Annotated in this window: 17 protein-coding genes; 13 read left to right on the top strand and 4 right to left on the bottom strand. The window is 62.6% G+C overall.

The features are described from left to right. Window positions 1-9 precede the first annotated feature (9 nt). The 5 genes from FE240_RS07000 to secF all read left to right on the top strand — a co-directional run bounded on the left by FE240_RS07000 (window position 10) and on the right by secF (window position 4940). Window positions 10-777 carry a choline/ethanolamine kinase family protein gene (locus FE240_RS07000; RefSeq protein ID WP_193004484.1) on the top strand — a complete coding sequence of 256 codons (768 nt, stop codon included), beginning with the start codon at window positions 10-12 and terminating at the stop codon, window positions 775-777. 4 nt (window positions 778-781) lie between these two features. Then, window positions 782-1624 carry a DUF6279 family lipoprotein gene (locus FE240_RS07005; protein ID WP_193003928.1) on the top strand — a complete coding sequence of 281 codons (843 nt, stop codon included), beginning with the start codon at window positions 782-784 and terminating at the stop codon, window positions 1622-1624. Window positions 1625-1715: 91 nt separating this feature from the next. Beyond that, a complete protein-coding gene (locus tag FE240_RS07010; protein WP_193003929.1) occupies window positions 1716-2138 on the top strand; it encodes a hypothetical protein in 423 nt (140 codons plus the stop codon). A gap of 87 nt (window positions 2139-2225) precedes the next feature. Continuing rightward, a complete protein-coding gene (gene secD / locus FE240_RS07015) occupies window positions 2226-4028 on the top strand; it encodes a protein translocase subunit SecD (protein WP_226799048.1) in 1803 nt (600 codons plus the stop codon). Between the two features lie 3 nt (window positions 4029-4031). Next, window positions 4032-4940, top strand: a complete 909-nt coding sequence (gene secF / locus FE240_RS07020) for a protein translocase subunit SecF (RefSeq protein WP_193003930.1) — start codon at window positions 4032-4034, stop codon at window positions 4938-4940. A gap of 37 nt (window positions 4941-4977) precedes the next feature. Here secF and FE240_RS07025 read toward each other — a convergent pair whose 3' ends face one another. Further along, window positions 4978-5412 (bottom strand): winged helix-turn-helix transcriptional regulator, encoded by a 435-nt coding sequence (locus FE240_RS07025; protein ID WP_042048190.1) that lies wholly within the window; start codon window positions 5410-5412, stop codon window positions 4978-4980. Window positions 5413-5542: 130 nt separating this feature from the next. Here FE240_RS07025 and FE240_RS07030 point away from each other — a divergent pair, with 130 nt between their 5' ends. Continuing rightward, a complete protein-coding gene (locus FE240_RS07030; RefSeq protein WP_193003931.1) occupies window positions 5543-6097 on the top strand; it encodes a flavodoxin family protein in 555 nt (184 codons plus the stop codon). 57 nt (window positions 6098-6154) lie between these two features. Here the strand turns inward: FE240_RS07030 and FE240_RS07035 are convergent, their stop codons facing one another. Then, window positions 6155-6745, bottom strand: coding sequence for a DUF924 family protein (locus FE240_RS07035; RefSeq protein WP_193003932.1), 591 nt, complete (start codon window positions 6743-6745; stop codon window positions 6155-6157). A 129-nt stretch (window positions 6746-6874) separates the two neighbouring features. Here FE240_RS07035 and FE240_RS07040 point away from each other — a divergent pair, with 129 nt between their 5' ends. From FE240_RS07040 to FE240_RS07055, 4 genes are all read left to right on the top strand, one after another. Further along, the gene (locus tag FE240_RS07040) at window positions 6875-7810 is read left to right on the top strand and encodes a DUF808 domain-containing protein (protein ID WP_193003933.1); all 936 of its coding nucleotides are present in this window, start codon (window positions 6875-6877) and stop codon (window positions 7808-7810) included. Window positions 7811-8052: 242 nt separating this feature from the next. Next, window positions 8053-8592 (top strand): alpha/beta hydrolase YcfP, encoded by a 540-nt coding sequence (gene ycfP, locus FE240_RS07045; RefSeq protein WP_042048186.1) that lies wholly within the window; start codon window positions 8053-8055, stop codon window positions 8590-8592. Between the two features lie 79 nt (window positions 8593-8671). Beyond that, complete coding sequence (locus FE240_RS07050) at window positions 8672-9964, top strand: NAD(P)/FAD-dependent oxidoreductase (protein WP_193003934.1); 1293 nt, start codon at window positions 8672-8674, stop codon at window positions 9962-9964. A 95-nt stretch (window positions 9965-10059) separates the two neighbouring features. Next, the gene (locus FE240_RS07055; protein ID WP_042048183.1) at window positions 10060-10377 is read left to right on the top strand and encodes a heavy metal-binding domain-containing protein; all 318 of its coding nucleotides are present in this window, start codon (window positions 10060-10062) and stop codon (window positions 10375-10377) included. Window positions 10378-10450: 73 nt separating this feature from the next. Here FE240_RS07055 and acuI read toward each other — a convergent pair whose 3' ends face one another. After that, window positions 10451-11428 (bottom strand): acrylyl-CoA reductase (NADPH), encoded by a 978-nt coding sequence (gene acuI, locus FE240_RS07060; protein ID WP_193003935.1) that lies wholly within the window; start codon window positions 11426-11428, stop codon window positions 10451-10453. Between the two features lie 114 nt (window positions 11429-11542). Next, window positions 11543-12829 carry a citrate synthase gene (locus FE240_RS07065; RefSeq protein ID WP_193003936.1) on the bottom strand — a complete coding sequence of 429 codons (1287 nt, stop codon included), beginning with the start codon at window positions 12827-12829 and terminating at the stop codon, window positions 11543-11545. Window positions 12830-13264: 435 nt separating this feature from the next. Here FE240_RS07065 and sdhC point away from each other — a divergent pair, with 435 nt between their 5' ends. Genes sdhC through sdhA form a run of 3 tightly spaced genes read left to right on the top strand, consistent with a single transcriptional unit; the run spans window position 13265 to window position 15755 of the window. Continuing rightward, window positions 13265-13654 (top strand): succinate dehydrogenase cytochrome b556 subunit, encoded by a 390-nt coding sequence (sdhC, locus tag FE240_RS07070; RefSeq protein ID WP_193003937.1) that lies wholly within the window; start codon window positions 13265-13267, stop codon window positions 13652-13654. Continuing rightward, entirely contained in the window at window positions 13648-13992 is a 345-nt protein-coding gene (gene sdhD / locus FE240_RS07075) for a succinate dehydrogenase, hydrophobic membrane anchor protein (RefSeq protein WP_193003938.1), read from the top strand. The genes sdhC and sdhD overlap by 7 nt, the downstream gene beginning before the upstream one ends. Beyond that, on the top strand, window positions 13989-15755 hold the full coding sequence (gene sdhA / locus FE240_RS07080; protein ID WP_042048178.1) for a succinate dehydrogenase flavoprotein subunit: 1767 nt from the start codon (window positions 13989-13991) through the stop codon (window positions 15753-15755). The genes sdhD and sdhA overlap by 4 nt, the downstream gene beginning before the upstream one ends. Window positions 15756-15766 lie beyond the last annotated feature (11 nt).

A 15766-nucleotide genomic window follows, 5' to 3' on the forward strand; every position in this document is an offset into this window, starting at 1 on the left:
CCTTGGCATATGGCCACCGAGTTGCCGCTGTCGGGGGGGCTGACCAACCGCAATACTCGGCTGCGCCTGCCCGATGGCCGTGAGGCGTTCCTGCGTCAGGGTCACCCGGTGCCTGCTAGCCTGGGTATCGATCGCGCGGTGGAGTGGCAGCTCTATCGGGAGGCGGCCGCGGCGGGCCTCTCGCCTCCCTGCCATTACGCCGATCCAGCGCGCGGCCTGCTGCTCATCGACTGGTGCGCCGAGCCGAGCTGGGCCGAGGCGCCGCCGCCCCAGACGCAGGCCATCCCTGCGCTGGCCAGGGTGCTGGCGGTGCTGCACCGCTTTGCGGTGCCCCCGGTGCAGATGGCGGTACGCGCCCATGCGGCGCGCTACCGGCGCCAGTTGGCCGTTTTGCCATCCTGGCTAAGTGCGCTGGAGCGGCCCCTGCTCGCGAGCCGCGAGCCCGATGAGTGCTGGCTTGCGTGTCACCACGATCTCAGCCCGGCTAACCTGCTCGGCCCGCGCCCTTGGGTAGTGGACTGGGAGTATGGCGCGGCCGGTCATCCCGGCTTCGAGCTGGCCTCTATCCTGCGCACCCACGGTTGGAGTGAGGAAGATGGCGATGCGCTGGAGGCTTGCTATCGGGCCGCGGGCGGATCATGTTTTGAACTGAATTTTCGTCCCTTCCTGCCCTGGGTCGACTACATCGCCCTGCTCTGGGCGCTGGTGCGTCGGGGGGAGGGGGAGGATCCCGCTATCGAGGCGTGGATTGCACGCTATCGTCAACGACTGGAGTGAGCCGATGAGACGAATGAAAGCCTGGGGCGTAGGGGTGCTCTGCCTGCTGCTGGTGGGGTGCTCCACCCGCCTCATCTATTACTGGCTCGACTGGGCCATCGTCTGGCAACTGGATGATTACTTCTCCCTGAGCCGGGAGCAAAAGAGTGCCCTCGATAGCGAGGTGCGCGGCCTGATGCAGTGGCACCGCCGCGCGGAGATCCCGACGTACGGCGCCCAGCTCACCGCCCTCAGCCGCGATGTGGCCAGCCCCATGTCGCCGACCCAGGTCGACAAGCACCTGAGCGCGCTGGAGGGGGATCTGGATCGGGTGATCGCCGACGCCATTCCGCGCACCGTGCGTCTGGCCACGCTGCTGACCGATCAGCAGTTTGCCAAGTTTCTCGGCGATCGGCGTAAGAAGCTGGCCGACAAGCAGGCCAGCTTCAAGCGCAGCAGCCGCGACGAGGAGCTCAAAGACTTCACCGAGAAGATGAACAAGCGTCTGGCGTTCTGGATTGGCTCGGTCAAGCCGGCCCAGGCGCCGCTGGTGGCGCGCTGGGTCGAGTGGCAGTACGAACTGTACGGCCCCTGGCTTGACTACCAGCAGCACTGGTGGGATGAGCTGGAGCAGGTGATCAAGCTCAAGGGAACGCCGCAGTTTGAGGCGCGCCTTGGCACCCTGCTCACCAGCGGTGACAGTCTGATGGGGGGGCGCTACACCGGCTACACCGCCCAGTCGCGCCAGCGCACCGTGCAGTGGCTCTCGGATCTCAGCCAGACCTTGGATCTCTCCCAGCGGGCCCACCTCTATGGCCTGCTCAAGGGCTATGCCAACGACTTCCTGGCCATGGCCCGCGCGGGTTAAGTCACACCTTGCCAAGGCGGCCTCTGGGTCGCCTTGTTTTTATATCCATCAACATGCTATGGTCATCCCGTTATTCTATATGGTGATGAACGTGCTGCTTCGCTTGCGCTCCCTGCTGCTGATGTTACTGATGGCCATGGTCCTCAGCACCGCCCTGGCCACCGGCCCGGGGGAGCGCGCTGTGCCTGCCCAGCAGGGGGGGCTACAAAGCAGCGTGCCGCTCAAGGATCACCTTGAAGCCGCGTTTACCCACCAGAGTCATCTACTGCGCCTTGAGCAGGCGCTGCGCGCCGATGATGAGACCCCGGGAGCCCGCTACCGCTTGCTCACCGAGTGGTCGCTCGGCGATATCCTGCTGCTGCTGTGTGGCCTGCTGGCCCCGGCCGGCGTCGCCTACCACAGGCACAGCTTTCGCGATCGCTTCAGCCGCTATGACCGGCGGCAACACGCCTACGCCCATCTGCTTTACCGCTTCAGTCACCGACGCCGTCACGCCCCCCTTGTGACGGCCTGATCCCGGCGCTTTCGCCCACAGGCCTCACCCTTCTTGTCTTCATCCCGCAGTGCGGGGAGTCATTGAATCACATTGATGGGGTCTGTCATGACCATGTTATCCCGCGCGCGTGCCCAGCATGCGCCGCTCAACCGCATGAGCCGCTGGAACTATGCCCTGCTCGCGCTCATGTTGGTGACGTTTGCTTTTTATTCGCTGCCGACCTTCTTCGGTGAGCAGCCCGCCATTGGCCTGCATGGCCAGCACGTGCTCAGCCTCGAGCAGAGGCGAGCGCTCGAGGAGCGCCAGGTTGCCCCCAGCCAGACGCTGGAGGTGGGGGATCGCCTGACCCTGGTCTTTGCCAGTCAGGATGATCAACAAAGTGCCAAGCAGGCGCTCGATGCCCTCGGCGCCACCACCACTTTGGAGTTTCACGCCAATGCGCCGGCCTGGATCAAGGCCATGGGGGCGGCCCCGATCAAGCTGGGGCTCGATCTGCGCGGCGGCTCCCAACTGCTGATCGCAGTCGACACCGACTTTGTGCTCGACAGGCAGAGCAGCAACCTCGTCGACATGGTGCGCCAGACGCTGCGCGAGGCGCGCCTGCGTGGAGCCTCGGTTCAGAAGGTGGCCATCGACAGGGTGCGCGTCAATCTGCCCGAGGGGGTCGATGAGGGGGCCTATGCGGCCGCCATCCGCCCCTTGCTTGGCAACCAGCAGTGGCAGTTGGAGCGCCGTGACGGCACCTTGCTGCTGACGCTGGGCCAGGAGGAGCGGGCGCAGTTGGTCACCAATGCGGTGATCCAGAACCAGAAGATCCTGCAAAAGCGCATCAACGAACTCGGCATCGTCGAGGCGGCGGTGCAGCGTCAAGGGCCCAGTGCGATCCGCATCGAGCTGCCTGGGGTGCACAACCCCAAGCAGGCCAAGGATGTGCTGGGGGCGACCGCTTCGCTCGCCTTCTATGAAGTGCGCGGCGAGAGCCACTTCACCATCAACGATCGCACCGGTCAGCCGGTGCCGCTCACCCGCAAGCCGGTGCTGACCGGCGATCACATCGTCGACGCCCGCGCCAGCCTCGGTGAGACCGGCCAGCCCCAGGTGGGGATCGTGCTCGACGGGGCCGGAGGCAACCAGATGAACCGGTTCAGCCGGGTCAACGTCGGCAAGCCGATGGCCACCGTCTTCACCGAGTACAAGACCAATGCCCAGGGGCAGTTGCGTGCCAGCAACGAGGTGATCAACGTCGCCACCATCCAGACCGCGCTCGGCAACCAGTTCCGCATCACCGGCCTGGCCAGCATGGGCGAGGCGCAGGAGCTGGCCATGCTGCTGCGCGCCGGCGCCCTCACCGCTCCGCTCAAGATCCTGGAAGAGCGCAGCATAGGCCCGAGTCTTGGGATGCAAAACATTGAGGCTGGCTTCACCGCGCTGGCCTTCGGCATGGCCGGCATGATGCTGTTCATGGTGCTCTGGTATCGCAAGTTTGGCTGGGTGGCTGTGACGGCGCTGGTGGCCAACCTGCTGATGCAGGTGGGTATGCTGGCCCTGTTGCCGGGGGCAGTGTTGACCCTGCCTGGCATCGCCGGTCTGGTGCTCACGGTCGGTATGGCGGTGGATACTCACGTGCTTATCTTCGAGCGCATTCGCGATCGGCTGCGCGAGGGGGGGAGTCTGGCCAACGCCATCGACTTTGGCTATCGCTCGGCGTTTCGCACCATCTTTGACGCCAACATCACCACCCTCATCAGCGCGGTGATCCTCTACTCGGTGGGCTCGGGCCCGCTGCAGGGCTTCTCCATTACCCTGATCCTGGGGCTTATCTCCAGCATGATCACCGGTATCTGGGGCACCCGCGCCATCATCAACCCCATCTGGGGAAAAAGCAGCCTGAAACTGTTGAGGATCTGAGCCATGTTGAACCGTTTTCTGCACGATCTGACCCGCTGGCGCTATATCGGCCTCGGCCTCTCGGTCATCCTGACCCTTTACTGCGCCTGGCTGCTGTGGGCCCATGGCCTGCAACTGGGGCTCGACTTTACCGGCGGCTCGCTGCTTGAGTTTCGCATCGACACCCTGCGTAGCACCCACGAGCTCAACGCCCTGCTGACGGCGCCGCTCAAGGGGGCGGTCGAGCTACACCCGGCCGGGGTGCCGGGGGAGTGGCTCATCAAGTTGCCGGAGCACGCCCTGGCCTGGACACCGCAGGAGCTGGCGAGCTTGCTCGGGCAGCAGTTTGATCTGCCGGTCGAGCTGCTGCGCACCACCCAGGTTGGCCCACAAGTGGGGGCCGAGCTGCTCGAGCAGGGGATGCTGGCGCTCTTGGCGGCCTCGGTGGCCATCGCCGCCTACCTGGCGTTTCGCTTCGAGTGGCGCCAGGCCATCGGGGTGCTGGTCTCGGTGCTGCACGATGCGCTGGTGGCCCTTGGCCTCATCGCCCTGTTTGGGATTGAGTTCGATCTCAACGTCATCGCCGGCCTGATGGCGGTGATCGGCTATTCGCTCAACGACAGCATCGTCATCTCGGATCGGCTGCGCGACATCCTGAGCTCGCGCCAGCCGCCGGCAATCCACGAGTGCACCAACCGGGCGGTGATCGCCACCTTCAGCCGTACCCTGATCACCTCGGGCACCACCCTGTTTACCGTGGGGGCGCTCTTGCTGTTCGGCGGTGAGGCGCTCTATGGCTTCTCGTTCACCCTGTTCACCGGCATCTTGGTGGGGACGCTGTCGTCCATCACTATCGCCACCCCGGTGCAGGAGCTGCTCGGTCTTTCGCCAAACGCCTATCAAAAAGAGGAGGCGCTACCGGAAGGGGCATGAAGCAAGCGGGCCATGGCCCGCTGGTTGGGGGGGCGCCTCAGCGCTCTGGCAGGGTATTGACGAAACGCAGCGCCGGGCGTGCACGCTCGGCCTCGCGCGCCGCTTGAGCCGCGTCATAGCGGTGTTGGGCCTGCGCCATGGCCTCGACGTTTTGCTGTGCCCAGCCGGTGAGCTGCTCCATGGTGGCGGCAAACGAGAGCCCAAGTTCGGTCAGGCCGTATTCGACCCGCACCGGCACGCAGGGGAACAGCTCGCGGCTCACCAGGCCGTCGCGTTCGAGCTGCTTGAGCTTTTGCGAGAGCACCTTCTGGGAGATGCCGTCGATGCGGCGCTTGAGATCGTTAAAGCGCAGCGGCGCCCCCTCTTTGCGCAGCAGTCCGATGATGAGTAGCACCCAGCTCTCGGCCAGCCGATCGAAGAAGAGGCGGGCGGGGCAGTGGCGCGAATAAACGTCGTAGGGGACAGTGTCCATAGGTTTCCTCCAGGTAACCAAGGTTCTTGCCGGACACTCATTGTGGCGGGCGGTTTCTGAAAGATACCATCAGCTCGGATCGCGGCACCAGCAGGCGTCGCTTCATCAGCCCATCTACAAAGAGGTTAATATGGTCAAGACAGTCGTGGTCTACTTTTCCGGTTACGGTCATACCCGCAAGGTGGCCGAGGAGGTGGCCAAGGGGGCCGAGGCTGAACTCGTCGTCGTCAATGAGCAGGGCGAGATCGGCGAAGCCGGCTTCACGGCGCTCAATGAGGCCGATGCCATCATCTTCGGTGCACCAACCTACATGGGCGGGGTTCCTTGGCAGTTCAAGAAGTTTGCTGATGAAAGCTCTAAGGTGTGGTTCAACCGTGGCTGGCAGGACAAGGTGTTTGGCGGCTTCACCGTCAGTGCCAGCCTCAACGGCGACAAGCAGGTGACCCTCATCTATTTGCAGACCCTCGCCTCCCAGCACGGCGGGATCTGGGTCAGTCTCGGTCAACTGCCGGCCAGCACCCAGGCGGCGACCCGTGCCGACACCAACAGTTTGGGCGGCTCGGTCGGCCTGCTGACTCAGGGCCCTTCCGATGCCGGGGCTGAGGCGATCCCGCAAGGGGATCTGGAGAGTGCTCGCCGCTACGGGGCGCGAGTGGCGGGAGTGGCCGCCAGATTGCGTGGCTAAGGCCCGCCTCAATACCGTAACGCCCGGCCATGCCGGGCGTTTTTTTATCTGCGCCGCTTAAAATGAGGAGCCGGGTTGGGTTAAGAAGTGGCGCTCGGCCTCGCTGCTCTCTCGCCCCAGCACGGCATTGCGGTGGGGAAAGCGGCCGAAGCGGGCGATGATGGCCTGGTGGCGGCGGGCGAAGTCGAGGTACTCATCGAACAGTCCCGGCCCCTGCTCGCGGGCGAGCGCCTCGAACAGGGCGACACAGCGATCTTGCAGCGGCAGGGATTCGGCATGCTCGAGCGGCAGGTAGAAAAAGACCCGCTCCAGCGCGCTCAGCGACTGATCCGCGCCGCTTGCCAACCCCTCAAGGCAGAGTGCGCGGGCGCGGGCATCCTGGGCAAACGCGGCGCCTGAGCCCCGGTGCAGGTTGCGCGGCAACTGGTCGAGCAGCAGGATCAGCGCCAGCCGCCCCTGCGGGCTGTGGGCCCACTCATCGAGGCGTCCGGCCGCGGCGTCGGCGGCCAGGGTGCCAAATTCGCGGCGCAGCCAGGCGTCAGTCTCCTCCGATTTGCCCCACCAAAGGGGGGCCTGACGACGAGCGCGGGTGAGATCATCGGCTGGCTCGCCAAACCAGGCGGCGAGCAGTGGGATCCATGGGGACATGTGCATTCTCCAGCAGGGGAAGGAGAGACGAATCTAACCGCAAGAGGGGGGGCCATGGCAACCCGTTGCCGCCGGGCAACCATGGGTTACACTGGGGGCCCTTTTCTGTTGTTAGATGGAGTAAACCGGATGGCCGGAACCAGCCTGTTGGCCCTGCTCGATGATATTGCAGCCGTGCTCGATGACGTGGCCCTGATGACCAAGGTGGCGGCGAAGAAGACCGCCGGCGTGCTGGGGGACGATCTGGCCCTCAACGCCGAGCAGGTGAGCGGGGTGCGGGCCGAGCGCGAGCTGCCGGTGGTGTGGGCGGTGGCCAAGGGGTCGCTACGCAACAAGCTCATCTTAGTGCCGGCGGCCTTGCTCATCAGCGCCCTGGTGCCCTGGCTTATCGCGCCGCTCTTGATGATGGGGGGCGCCTATCTCTGCTTTGAAGGGGCCGAGAAGCTGGTGCACAAGTGGCGGCCCCATGAGGAGGACGTGCACGGGCGTGAGGAGGCGATCCCAGAGGATCTGGTGGCGTATGAAAAAGAGAAGATCAAGGGGGCGGTGCGCACCGACTTCATCCTCTCAGCCGAGATCATCGTCATCGCCCTTGGCACGGTGCAGGGCAGCGCTTTTGCGGTGCAAGTGAGCGTGGTGGCGGGGATTGCCCTCTTGATGACCGTCGGGGTTTACGGGCTGGTGGGGCTGATCGTCAAGCTTGATGACATCGGGCTGCACCTGGTCAACAAGGGGGAGCGTGGCCCCTTGGCCGGGGCCCGGCGGGCGCTGGGGCGCAGCCTGCTGCTGCTGGCGCCGAGGCTGATGCACCTGCTGGCCTTTGTCGGTACCCTCGCCATGTTCATGGTGGGGGGCGGCATCTTGCTGCACGGTGTGCCGGCGGCTCACCCTCTGCTGGAAGGGGCGAGCGCCGCCGTCGGTGCGCTGCCGGTGGTCGGCTCCTTGTCTGCGGCCCTGATGCCAAGCCTCATCGGTGGCTTGGCCGGTGTGCTGGCCGGGCTCATTTTGGTGGGGGTCATGACCCTGATTGGGCGCTTGCGCGGCGATGCGCCACAGGCCAGTTGATGGCGCTGCGCTGGCGGGGGTAGAGTGAATGCTCCTGCCAAGCATCATCAGGGCATGACCATGATGTTGCACGGTGTGATGGCACCGCAAGCCTGTTGGGTGGCCTGCTGCACCTTGTGACCGCCGCGCAACCGTCACGGTTTGGTGATCTAAAGCAAGAAAGTACCAATCTGGGGTGGCGAGGCGCGCCATCCCTGCGGTAGGGTCGATTGAAGCAAGCTTCGGAAGTAAGGAAACAAGCGATGATCATTTATCTGCACGGGTTTGATGCCACCAGCTCCGGCAATCACGAAAAGGTGCTGCAGTTGCAGTATATCGATGACGATGTGCGCTTCGTGCACTACAGCACGGTGCACCCCCGTCACGACATGAGTCATCTGCTCAAAGAGGTGAAAAAACAGCTCGACATGAGCGCTGATCCTAAGCCGCTCATCTGCGGGGTGGGGCTGGGAGCCTACTGGAGCGAGCGGATCGGTTTTCTGTGCGGCATTCGCCAGGTGCTGTTTAACCCCAACCTCCACCCGGAGGAGAACATGCAGGGGAAGATAGAGCGGCCCGAGGAGTACAACGACATTGCCACCAAGTGTGTAACCGAGTTTCGTAAGAAAAATTCAGGAAACTGTCTGTGCATCCTTTCCGTTCAGGACGAAGTGCGAGATAATCGGGACACTGAGCGTGAACTGAAGAACTATTACGACATCGTGTGGGACGAGCGCGAGACGCACAAGTTTAAAAACCTGTCTCGGCACCTGCAGCGGATGAAGGCATTCAAGGACGCCTGACGTTTATCACGTCGAACGATTTGTCTTTAGGGAGCCTCCTGGCTCCCTTTCGTTTTGAGAAACCAAGGAAATAAGATCCATGATGAATATTGTCGTTGTAGGTGGCGGCGCGGGTGGTTTGGAGCTGGCCACCAGTCTGGGGCGCAAGCTTGGTCGCAAGAACAAGGCCAAGATCACCCTGGTGGACCGCAACCGGACCCACCTGTGGAAACCTCTGCTGCACGAGGTGGCCACCGGCTCCATGGACGCGGGCATCGACGCCCTGAGCTACCAGTCCCATGCCAAGAACCACGGCTTTGACTTCCAGCTCGGCACCCTGACCGACATCAAGCGCGATGAGAAACGCATCGTGTTGGCCCCCATCGTCGACGACAAGGGCGACGTGGTGGTTAACCAGCGTGAGCTGCCTTACGACTACCTGGTGATGGCCATCGGGTCGGTTTCCAATGACTTCAATACACCGGGCATCAAGGATCACTGCATTTTCCTCGATAGCCCCTCCCAGGCTCACCGCTTCCATAACCGGATGATGAACCGTTTCTTGCAGTTCGCCACCGAATACAAGCCGGGTGACACCGTCAAGATCGCCATCGTCGGTGGCGGCGCCACTGGGGTAGAGCTCTCGGCCGAGCTCTATAACGCCGTCGAGCAGCTCTATGCCTATGGCTTTAAAAACCTCACCACCGACAGCCTCAAGGTGACGCTGGTGGAAGCGGGCCCGCGTATTCTGCCGGCCCTGCCCGAGCGCATCAGCGGCGCCGCCCATCAGGAGCTGGTCAAGCTCGGTGTGGACGTGCGTACCGGCACCATGATCACCCAGGCGACCGAAGAGGGGCTGCACACCAAGGATGGCGAGCTGATTGAAGCGGACTTGATGGTGTGGGCCGCTGGCATCAAGGCGCCGGATTTCATGAAGGATCTGGCGGGGCTGGAGACCAACCGCATCAACCAGCTGGTGGTGCATGACACCTTGCAGACCACCCGTGACGAGCACATCTTCGTCATCGGCGATTGCGCCGCCTGTCCGCAGCCGGATGGCAAGTTTGTGCCGCCCCGTGCCCAGTCCGCTCACCAGATGGCGACCCAGTGCTTCAAGAACATCCTGGCTAAGATCAACGGCGGCGAGATGAAGCCCTACCGCTATCACGATCACGGCTCTTTGGTGTCGCTCAGCCGCTTCTCCACCGTGGGCAGCCTGATGGGCAACCTGATGCGCGGCTCCATGATGGTCGAAGGTTACATCGCTCGTCTGGTCTATATCTCCTTGTACCGGATGCACCAGATCGCCCTGCACGGCTACATCAAGACCGGCCTCATCATGCTGGTGGGCCGCATCAACCGGGTGCTGCGCCCGACGTTGAAGCTGCACTAAGCAGGCGGCCACCAAGCAAAAGGAGAGGGGAGACCCTCTCCTTTTTTGTTATTCCCCCTTAGACTGGGCTCATCCCCTCGCATGCAGGAGCACGTATGATCCTCTCAACCACTCCCACCCTGGAAGGCAAGACCATCCTCGAGTACCGCGGTATCGTGGTCGGCGAGGCGATCCTCGGAGCCAATATCTTCAAGGATATCTTTGCCGGGATCCGCGACATCATAGGCGGGCGCTCCGGCGCCTATGAAAAGGAGCTGGCCCGTGCCCGCGACATCGCCTTTGGCGAACTTAAGGAGCGCGCCATGGCACTGGGGGCCAATGCCGTGGTCGGTATCGACATCGACTACGAGGTGGTGGGGCAGCACGGCTCCATGTTGATGGTGAGCATCAGCGGCACCGCCGTGCGGGTGTAAGCCTTTCATCCTGATGATGCAAAAGACCCGCCGAGTGGCGGGTCTTTTTTATGCAGCGAGTTTATGCAGCAAGTCAGGCTATCTTGACGCGTACCCGGCCGCGCAGGCGCCCAGCCATGATGTCGCCGGCCGTCTCGATGACTTCGGCTAGGGTGATCTCCCGGGCTATGGTCTCCAGCAGCGGCCCGTCGACCTCGGCGGCCAGCCGCTCCCAGGCGCGAACCCGGGTGTCGCGTGGACACATGACGCTGTCGACCCCGATAAGGTGCACCCCACGCAGAATGAAGGGGGCGACCGAGGCCGGGAAGTCGAGACCCTGGGCCATGCCGCAGGCTGCCACCAGGCCGCCGTAGCGCATGGCGGCGCAAACATTGACCAGGGTGTGGCTGCCCACTGTATCGACGGCGGCAGCCCAGCGCTCACGGGCAAGGGGCTTGCCGGGCTGGCTGAGCTCGGCGCGGTCGATCACCTCGCGTGCCCCCAGTGCCTTCAGGTAGTCGCGCTCATCGAGCTTGCCGGTGGAGGCCACCACCTCGAACCCTTTGCGCGCCAGCAGGGCCACGGCAAAGCTGCCGACGCCGCCACTGGCACCGGTCACCAGCACTGGCCCCTGCTCGGGACGGGCACCGGCTTTCTCCAGCGCCATGATACAGAGCATGGCGGTGTAGCCGGCGGTACCGATGGCCATGGCGTCGCGGGCGGTCAGGCGCGAGGGGAGGGGAATGAGCCAGTCACCATCGAGGCGGCAGGTCTCCGCCAGCGCCCCCCAATGCTTCTCGCCTACCCCCCAGCCGTTGAGTAGCACCAGATCGTCGGGGCGGTAAGCCGGATGGCTGCTCTCGATGACGCGGCCGGCCAGGTCGATACCCGGCACCATGGGGAAGCTGCGCACCACCGGCCCCTGGCCTGTGATGGCGAGGGCATCTTTGTAGTTGAGGGTGGAGTAGTGCACCTGAACCGTGACGTTACCGGACGGCAGGGAGGCCTCATCCACCTCGGTCAGGTGGCTTTGATAGTGGCCTTCGGGCTTGTCGATAAGAATGCATTTCATCTGGGGTCTCCTGGCATGGCGCCGCCGGGCAGACCCGGCTGGCATGAGGACGTCATTAGAGCGCGCAAAAATAAGGGCGGTCAATGACCGCCCTCAATCAATACGCCATCAGGATCAACGTTGATCGATGGGAACGAACTCGCGCTGCGCCTCGCCGATGTAGAGCTGGCGCGGACGGCCGATCTTGTTGTCCGGATCGGAGTGCATCTCGTTCCAGTGGGCAATCCAGCCGATGGTACGGGAGATGGCGAAGATCACGGTGAACATGCTCATCGGAATACCGATCGCCTTCATGATGATGCCGGAGTAGAAGTCGACGTTCGGGTAGAGCTTCTTCTCGACAAAGTAGGGATCGGAGAGGGCGATACGCTCAAGCTCCATGGCCACGTCGAGCAGCGGATCCTTGATCTGCAGCTCTTTGAGCACTTCGTGGCAGGTCTCACGCATCACCTGGGCACGCGGGTCATAGTTTTTGTAGACACGGTGACCAAAGCCCATCAGGCGGAACGCGTCGTTCTTGTCCTTGGCGCGGGCGATGTACTCAGGAATGCGCTCAACCGAGCCGATCTCTTCGAGCATGCGCAGGCAGGCTTCGTTGGCACCGCCGTGCGCCGGGCCCCACAGGGAGGCGATCCCGGCAGCGATACAGGCGAACGGGTTAGCACCCGAGGAGCCGGCCAGACGGACGGTCGAGGTGGAGGCGTTCTGCTCGTGATCGGCGTGCAGGGTGAAGATGCGATCCATGGCGCGCTCGACTACGGGGTTGACCTTGTACTCCTCACTCGGCACCGCAAACATCATATAAAGGAAGTTAGCGGCGTAGGAGAGGGAGTTGCGCGGATGCATGAAGGGCTGGCCGATGGAGTACTTGTAGCACATGGCCGCCAGGGTCGGCATCTTGGAGAGCAGGCGGAAGGCACAGATCTCGCGGTGCTGCTCGTTGTTGATGTCGAGTGCGTCGTGATAGAAGGCGGAGAGCGCCCCGATCACACCGCACATGATGGCCATGGGGTGGGAGTCGCGACGGAATCCACGGAAGAAGAAAGCGATCTGCTCGTGCACCATAGTGTGACGGGTCACGGTGCGCTGGAACTCGGCGAATTGGGCCTTGGAGGGGGCTTCGCCGTAGAGCAGGATGTAACACACTTCCAGATAGGTGGCCTGTTTGGCCAGGTTGGCGATCGGGTAACCGCGGTGCAGCAGCACCCCCTGATCTCCATCAATGTAGGTAATGGCGGATTTGCAGGATCCGGTCGCCATAAAGCCGGGGTCATAGGTGAAGTAACCGTGGGCGCCCAGTTTGCGCACATCGATCACGTCAGGGCCTATGGAACCAGACAGGATCGGCAGTTCAACCGGATCCTGACCGGGTAGATGCAGGGTGGCTATCTTATCAGCCATAGCACGTCTCCTTTGCTCTTTATTTTAATTTGTTTCCAGTTGTCCACTCTATGCGAGTTGGGGAGCGCTGGCAAAGGCTCTATTCCCAATACCAAGGCGACCGGGCGGCTGGACGCCATATTTGAACCAGAAGCAGGGACTATTGTCAATTTTGCTGGCTTACGGTTAATGCATTGTGAAATCAGTTATGAGATCTGGGTGGTAGTTTTTGAAATACTGTGTAGATGTTTGATTGTCATCGGTTAACCCCACCGATATACTGCCGCTCGTGGGTGATGGACGTCGGTGTTTGAAACGCTTTCGGAAACGCTGGAAGACACCCCAGCTGCAGGATTAAGGCTTCCCTGTATCCATTGATAACAAAAGCCTCACAAACCCCGCCCAACGCCCATCAGCGATTGTGAAAACAATAACTAACGTGCTCAATGGAGCTGAGTGGGCAAAGCCGTGAAAAACAAACAGAGACCGGTCAACCTCGACCTACAAACGATCAGCTTTCCTGTTACTGCCATTGCATCCATCCTGCATCGTGTTTCCGGCGTCATTATGTTCGTGTCGCTGGCGATCCTGCTTTGGATGCTGGGTACTTCACTCTCCTCGCCGGATGGTTTTGAACAGGTGGTGTCCATTCTGGACAACGTCCTGGTCAAGCTGGTGGTGTGGGGGATCCTGACGGCGCTGGCCTACCACATTGTGGGTGGCATACGGCACCTCATTATGGATCTTGGCTACGGTGAAGAGCTGGAATCCGGCAAGCAGAGTGCCCGTGTGGCCTTTGTCATTACCGGGGTTCTGGCGGTATTGGCGGGAGTGCTGGTATGGTAACCAATTCTGCAACCTTCGGGCGCAGCGGAGTGCATGATTTCATCTTGCTCCGCGCCAGTGCGCTCATTATGACCTTCTATACCCTCTATCTGGTGGGCTTCATCGCCTGCAACGACATCACCTATGAGGTGTGGGGCGAGTTCTTTGCCTCGACCTTTACCCGGGTGTTCACCCTGCTGGCCCTGCTCTGTGTGCTGATCCACGCCTGGATCGGTCTGTGGCAGGTGCTGACTGACTACATCAAACCGGTCGGTCTGCGCGGTGCCCTGCAATTTGTGGTGGTGGTCGTACTGCTGGCCTATCTGATGACCGGCTTCGTCGTGTTGTGGGGGGTATGATGATTCCTGTTCGTGAGTTTGACGCGGTCGTGATCGGTGCCGGTGGCGCCGGCATGCGTGCTGCATTGCAGATTGCCCAGTCCGGTAAGAGCTGCGCCCTGCTTTCCAAAGTATTTCCAACCCGCTCCCACACCGTCTCTGCCCAAGGTGGCATCACGGTGGCCTTGGGCAATGCCCATGAGGACAACTGGGAGTGGCACATGTACGACACCGTCAAGGGCTCCGATTACATCGGAGATCAGGACGCCATCGAGTACATGTGCAAGACCGGCCCTGCTGCCATTCTCGAGCTAGAGAACATGGGTCTGCCCTTCTCCCGGTTCGACAATGGCCGTGTCTATCAGCGTCCGTTCGGTGGCCAGTCCAAGAACTTCGGTGGTGAGCAGGCCGCGCGTACTGCGGCCGCTGCCGACCGCACCGGCCACGCTCTGCTGCACACCTTGTATCAGCAGAATGTCAAAAACGAGACCACCGTCTTCTCCGAGTGGTACGCCCTGGATCTGGTGAAGAACCAGGACGGCCATGTGGTGGGCTGTACCGCCATCGACATGGAGAGCGGCGAGGTGGTCTATTTCAAGGCCAAGGCCACGGTGCTCGCCACCGGCGGCGCCGGTCGCATCTACCAGTCCACCACCAACGCCCACATCAACACCGGTGACGGGGTGGGCATGGCGCTGCGTGCCGGGGTTGGCGTGCAGGACATGGAGATGTGGCAGTTCCACCCGACCGGCATCGCTGGGGCGGGGGTCTTGGTTACCGAAGGGTGCCGCGGTGAAGGCGGTTACCTGCTCAATAAAGATGGCGAGCGCTTCATGGAGCGTTATGCGCCGAATGCCAAGGATCTGGCCGGTCGCGACGTGGTGGCCCGCTCCATCATGATCGAAATTCGCGAAGGGCGCGGCTGTGACGGCCCTTGGGGCCCGCACATCAAGCTCAAGCTCGATCACCTGGGCAAGGAGGTGCTCGAATCCCGCCTGCCGGGGATCTGCGAGCTGTCGCGCACCTTTGCCCACGTAGACCCGGTCAAAGAGCCGATCCCCATCATTCCGACCTGCCACTACATGATGGGCGGCGTGCCGACCAACGTGAACGGCCAGTGCCTGACCCAGGACAAGGACGGCAACGACGTGCCGGTAGTTGGCCTGTTTGCGGTGGGGGAGATCGCCTGCGTCTCGGTGCACGGCGCCAACCGCCTCGGTGGCAACTCCCTGCTGGATCTGGTGGTGTTCGGCCGGGCGGCCGGCATGCATCTGGTCAACACCTTGGGGCAGATGGAGCACGGTCGTGAGGCCTCCGAATCTGACCTCGACGCTGCACTGGCCCGCTTCAACCGTTGGGAGAACACCCGCAGCGGCGAAGATCCGGTGCAGATCCGCAAAGACTTGCAGCGCTGCATGCAGAACAACTTCTCCGTGTTCCGTGAAGGCAAGGCGATGGCCGAAGGGCTCGAGGAGCTCAAGACCATCCGCGAGCGTCTCAAGCACGCCCGTCTGGACGATACCTCGAAGGAGTTCAACACCCAGCGCATCGAGTGCCTGGAGTTGGACAACCTGATGGAGACGGCGTTTGCCACGGCGGTCGCGGCCAACTTCCGCACCGAGAGCCGCGGCGCTCACTGTCGCTTCGACTACCCGGATCGCGATGACGCGAACTGGTTGTGCCACAGCCTCTACCATCCGGATACCGAGTCCATGACCCGGCGCAGCGTCAACATGGCACCCAAGACCCGTGAGGCGTTCCCGCCCAAGGTTCGGACTTACTGATTGCGGAGCAG

Source organism: Aeromonas simiae, from assembly GCF_014892695.1.
Lineage (GTDB): Bacteria > Pseudomonadota > Gammaproteobacteria > Enterobacterales > Aeromonadaceae > Aeromonas > Aeromonas simiae.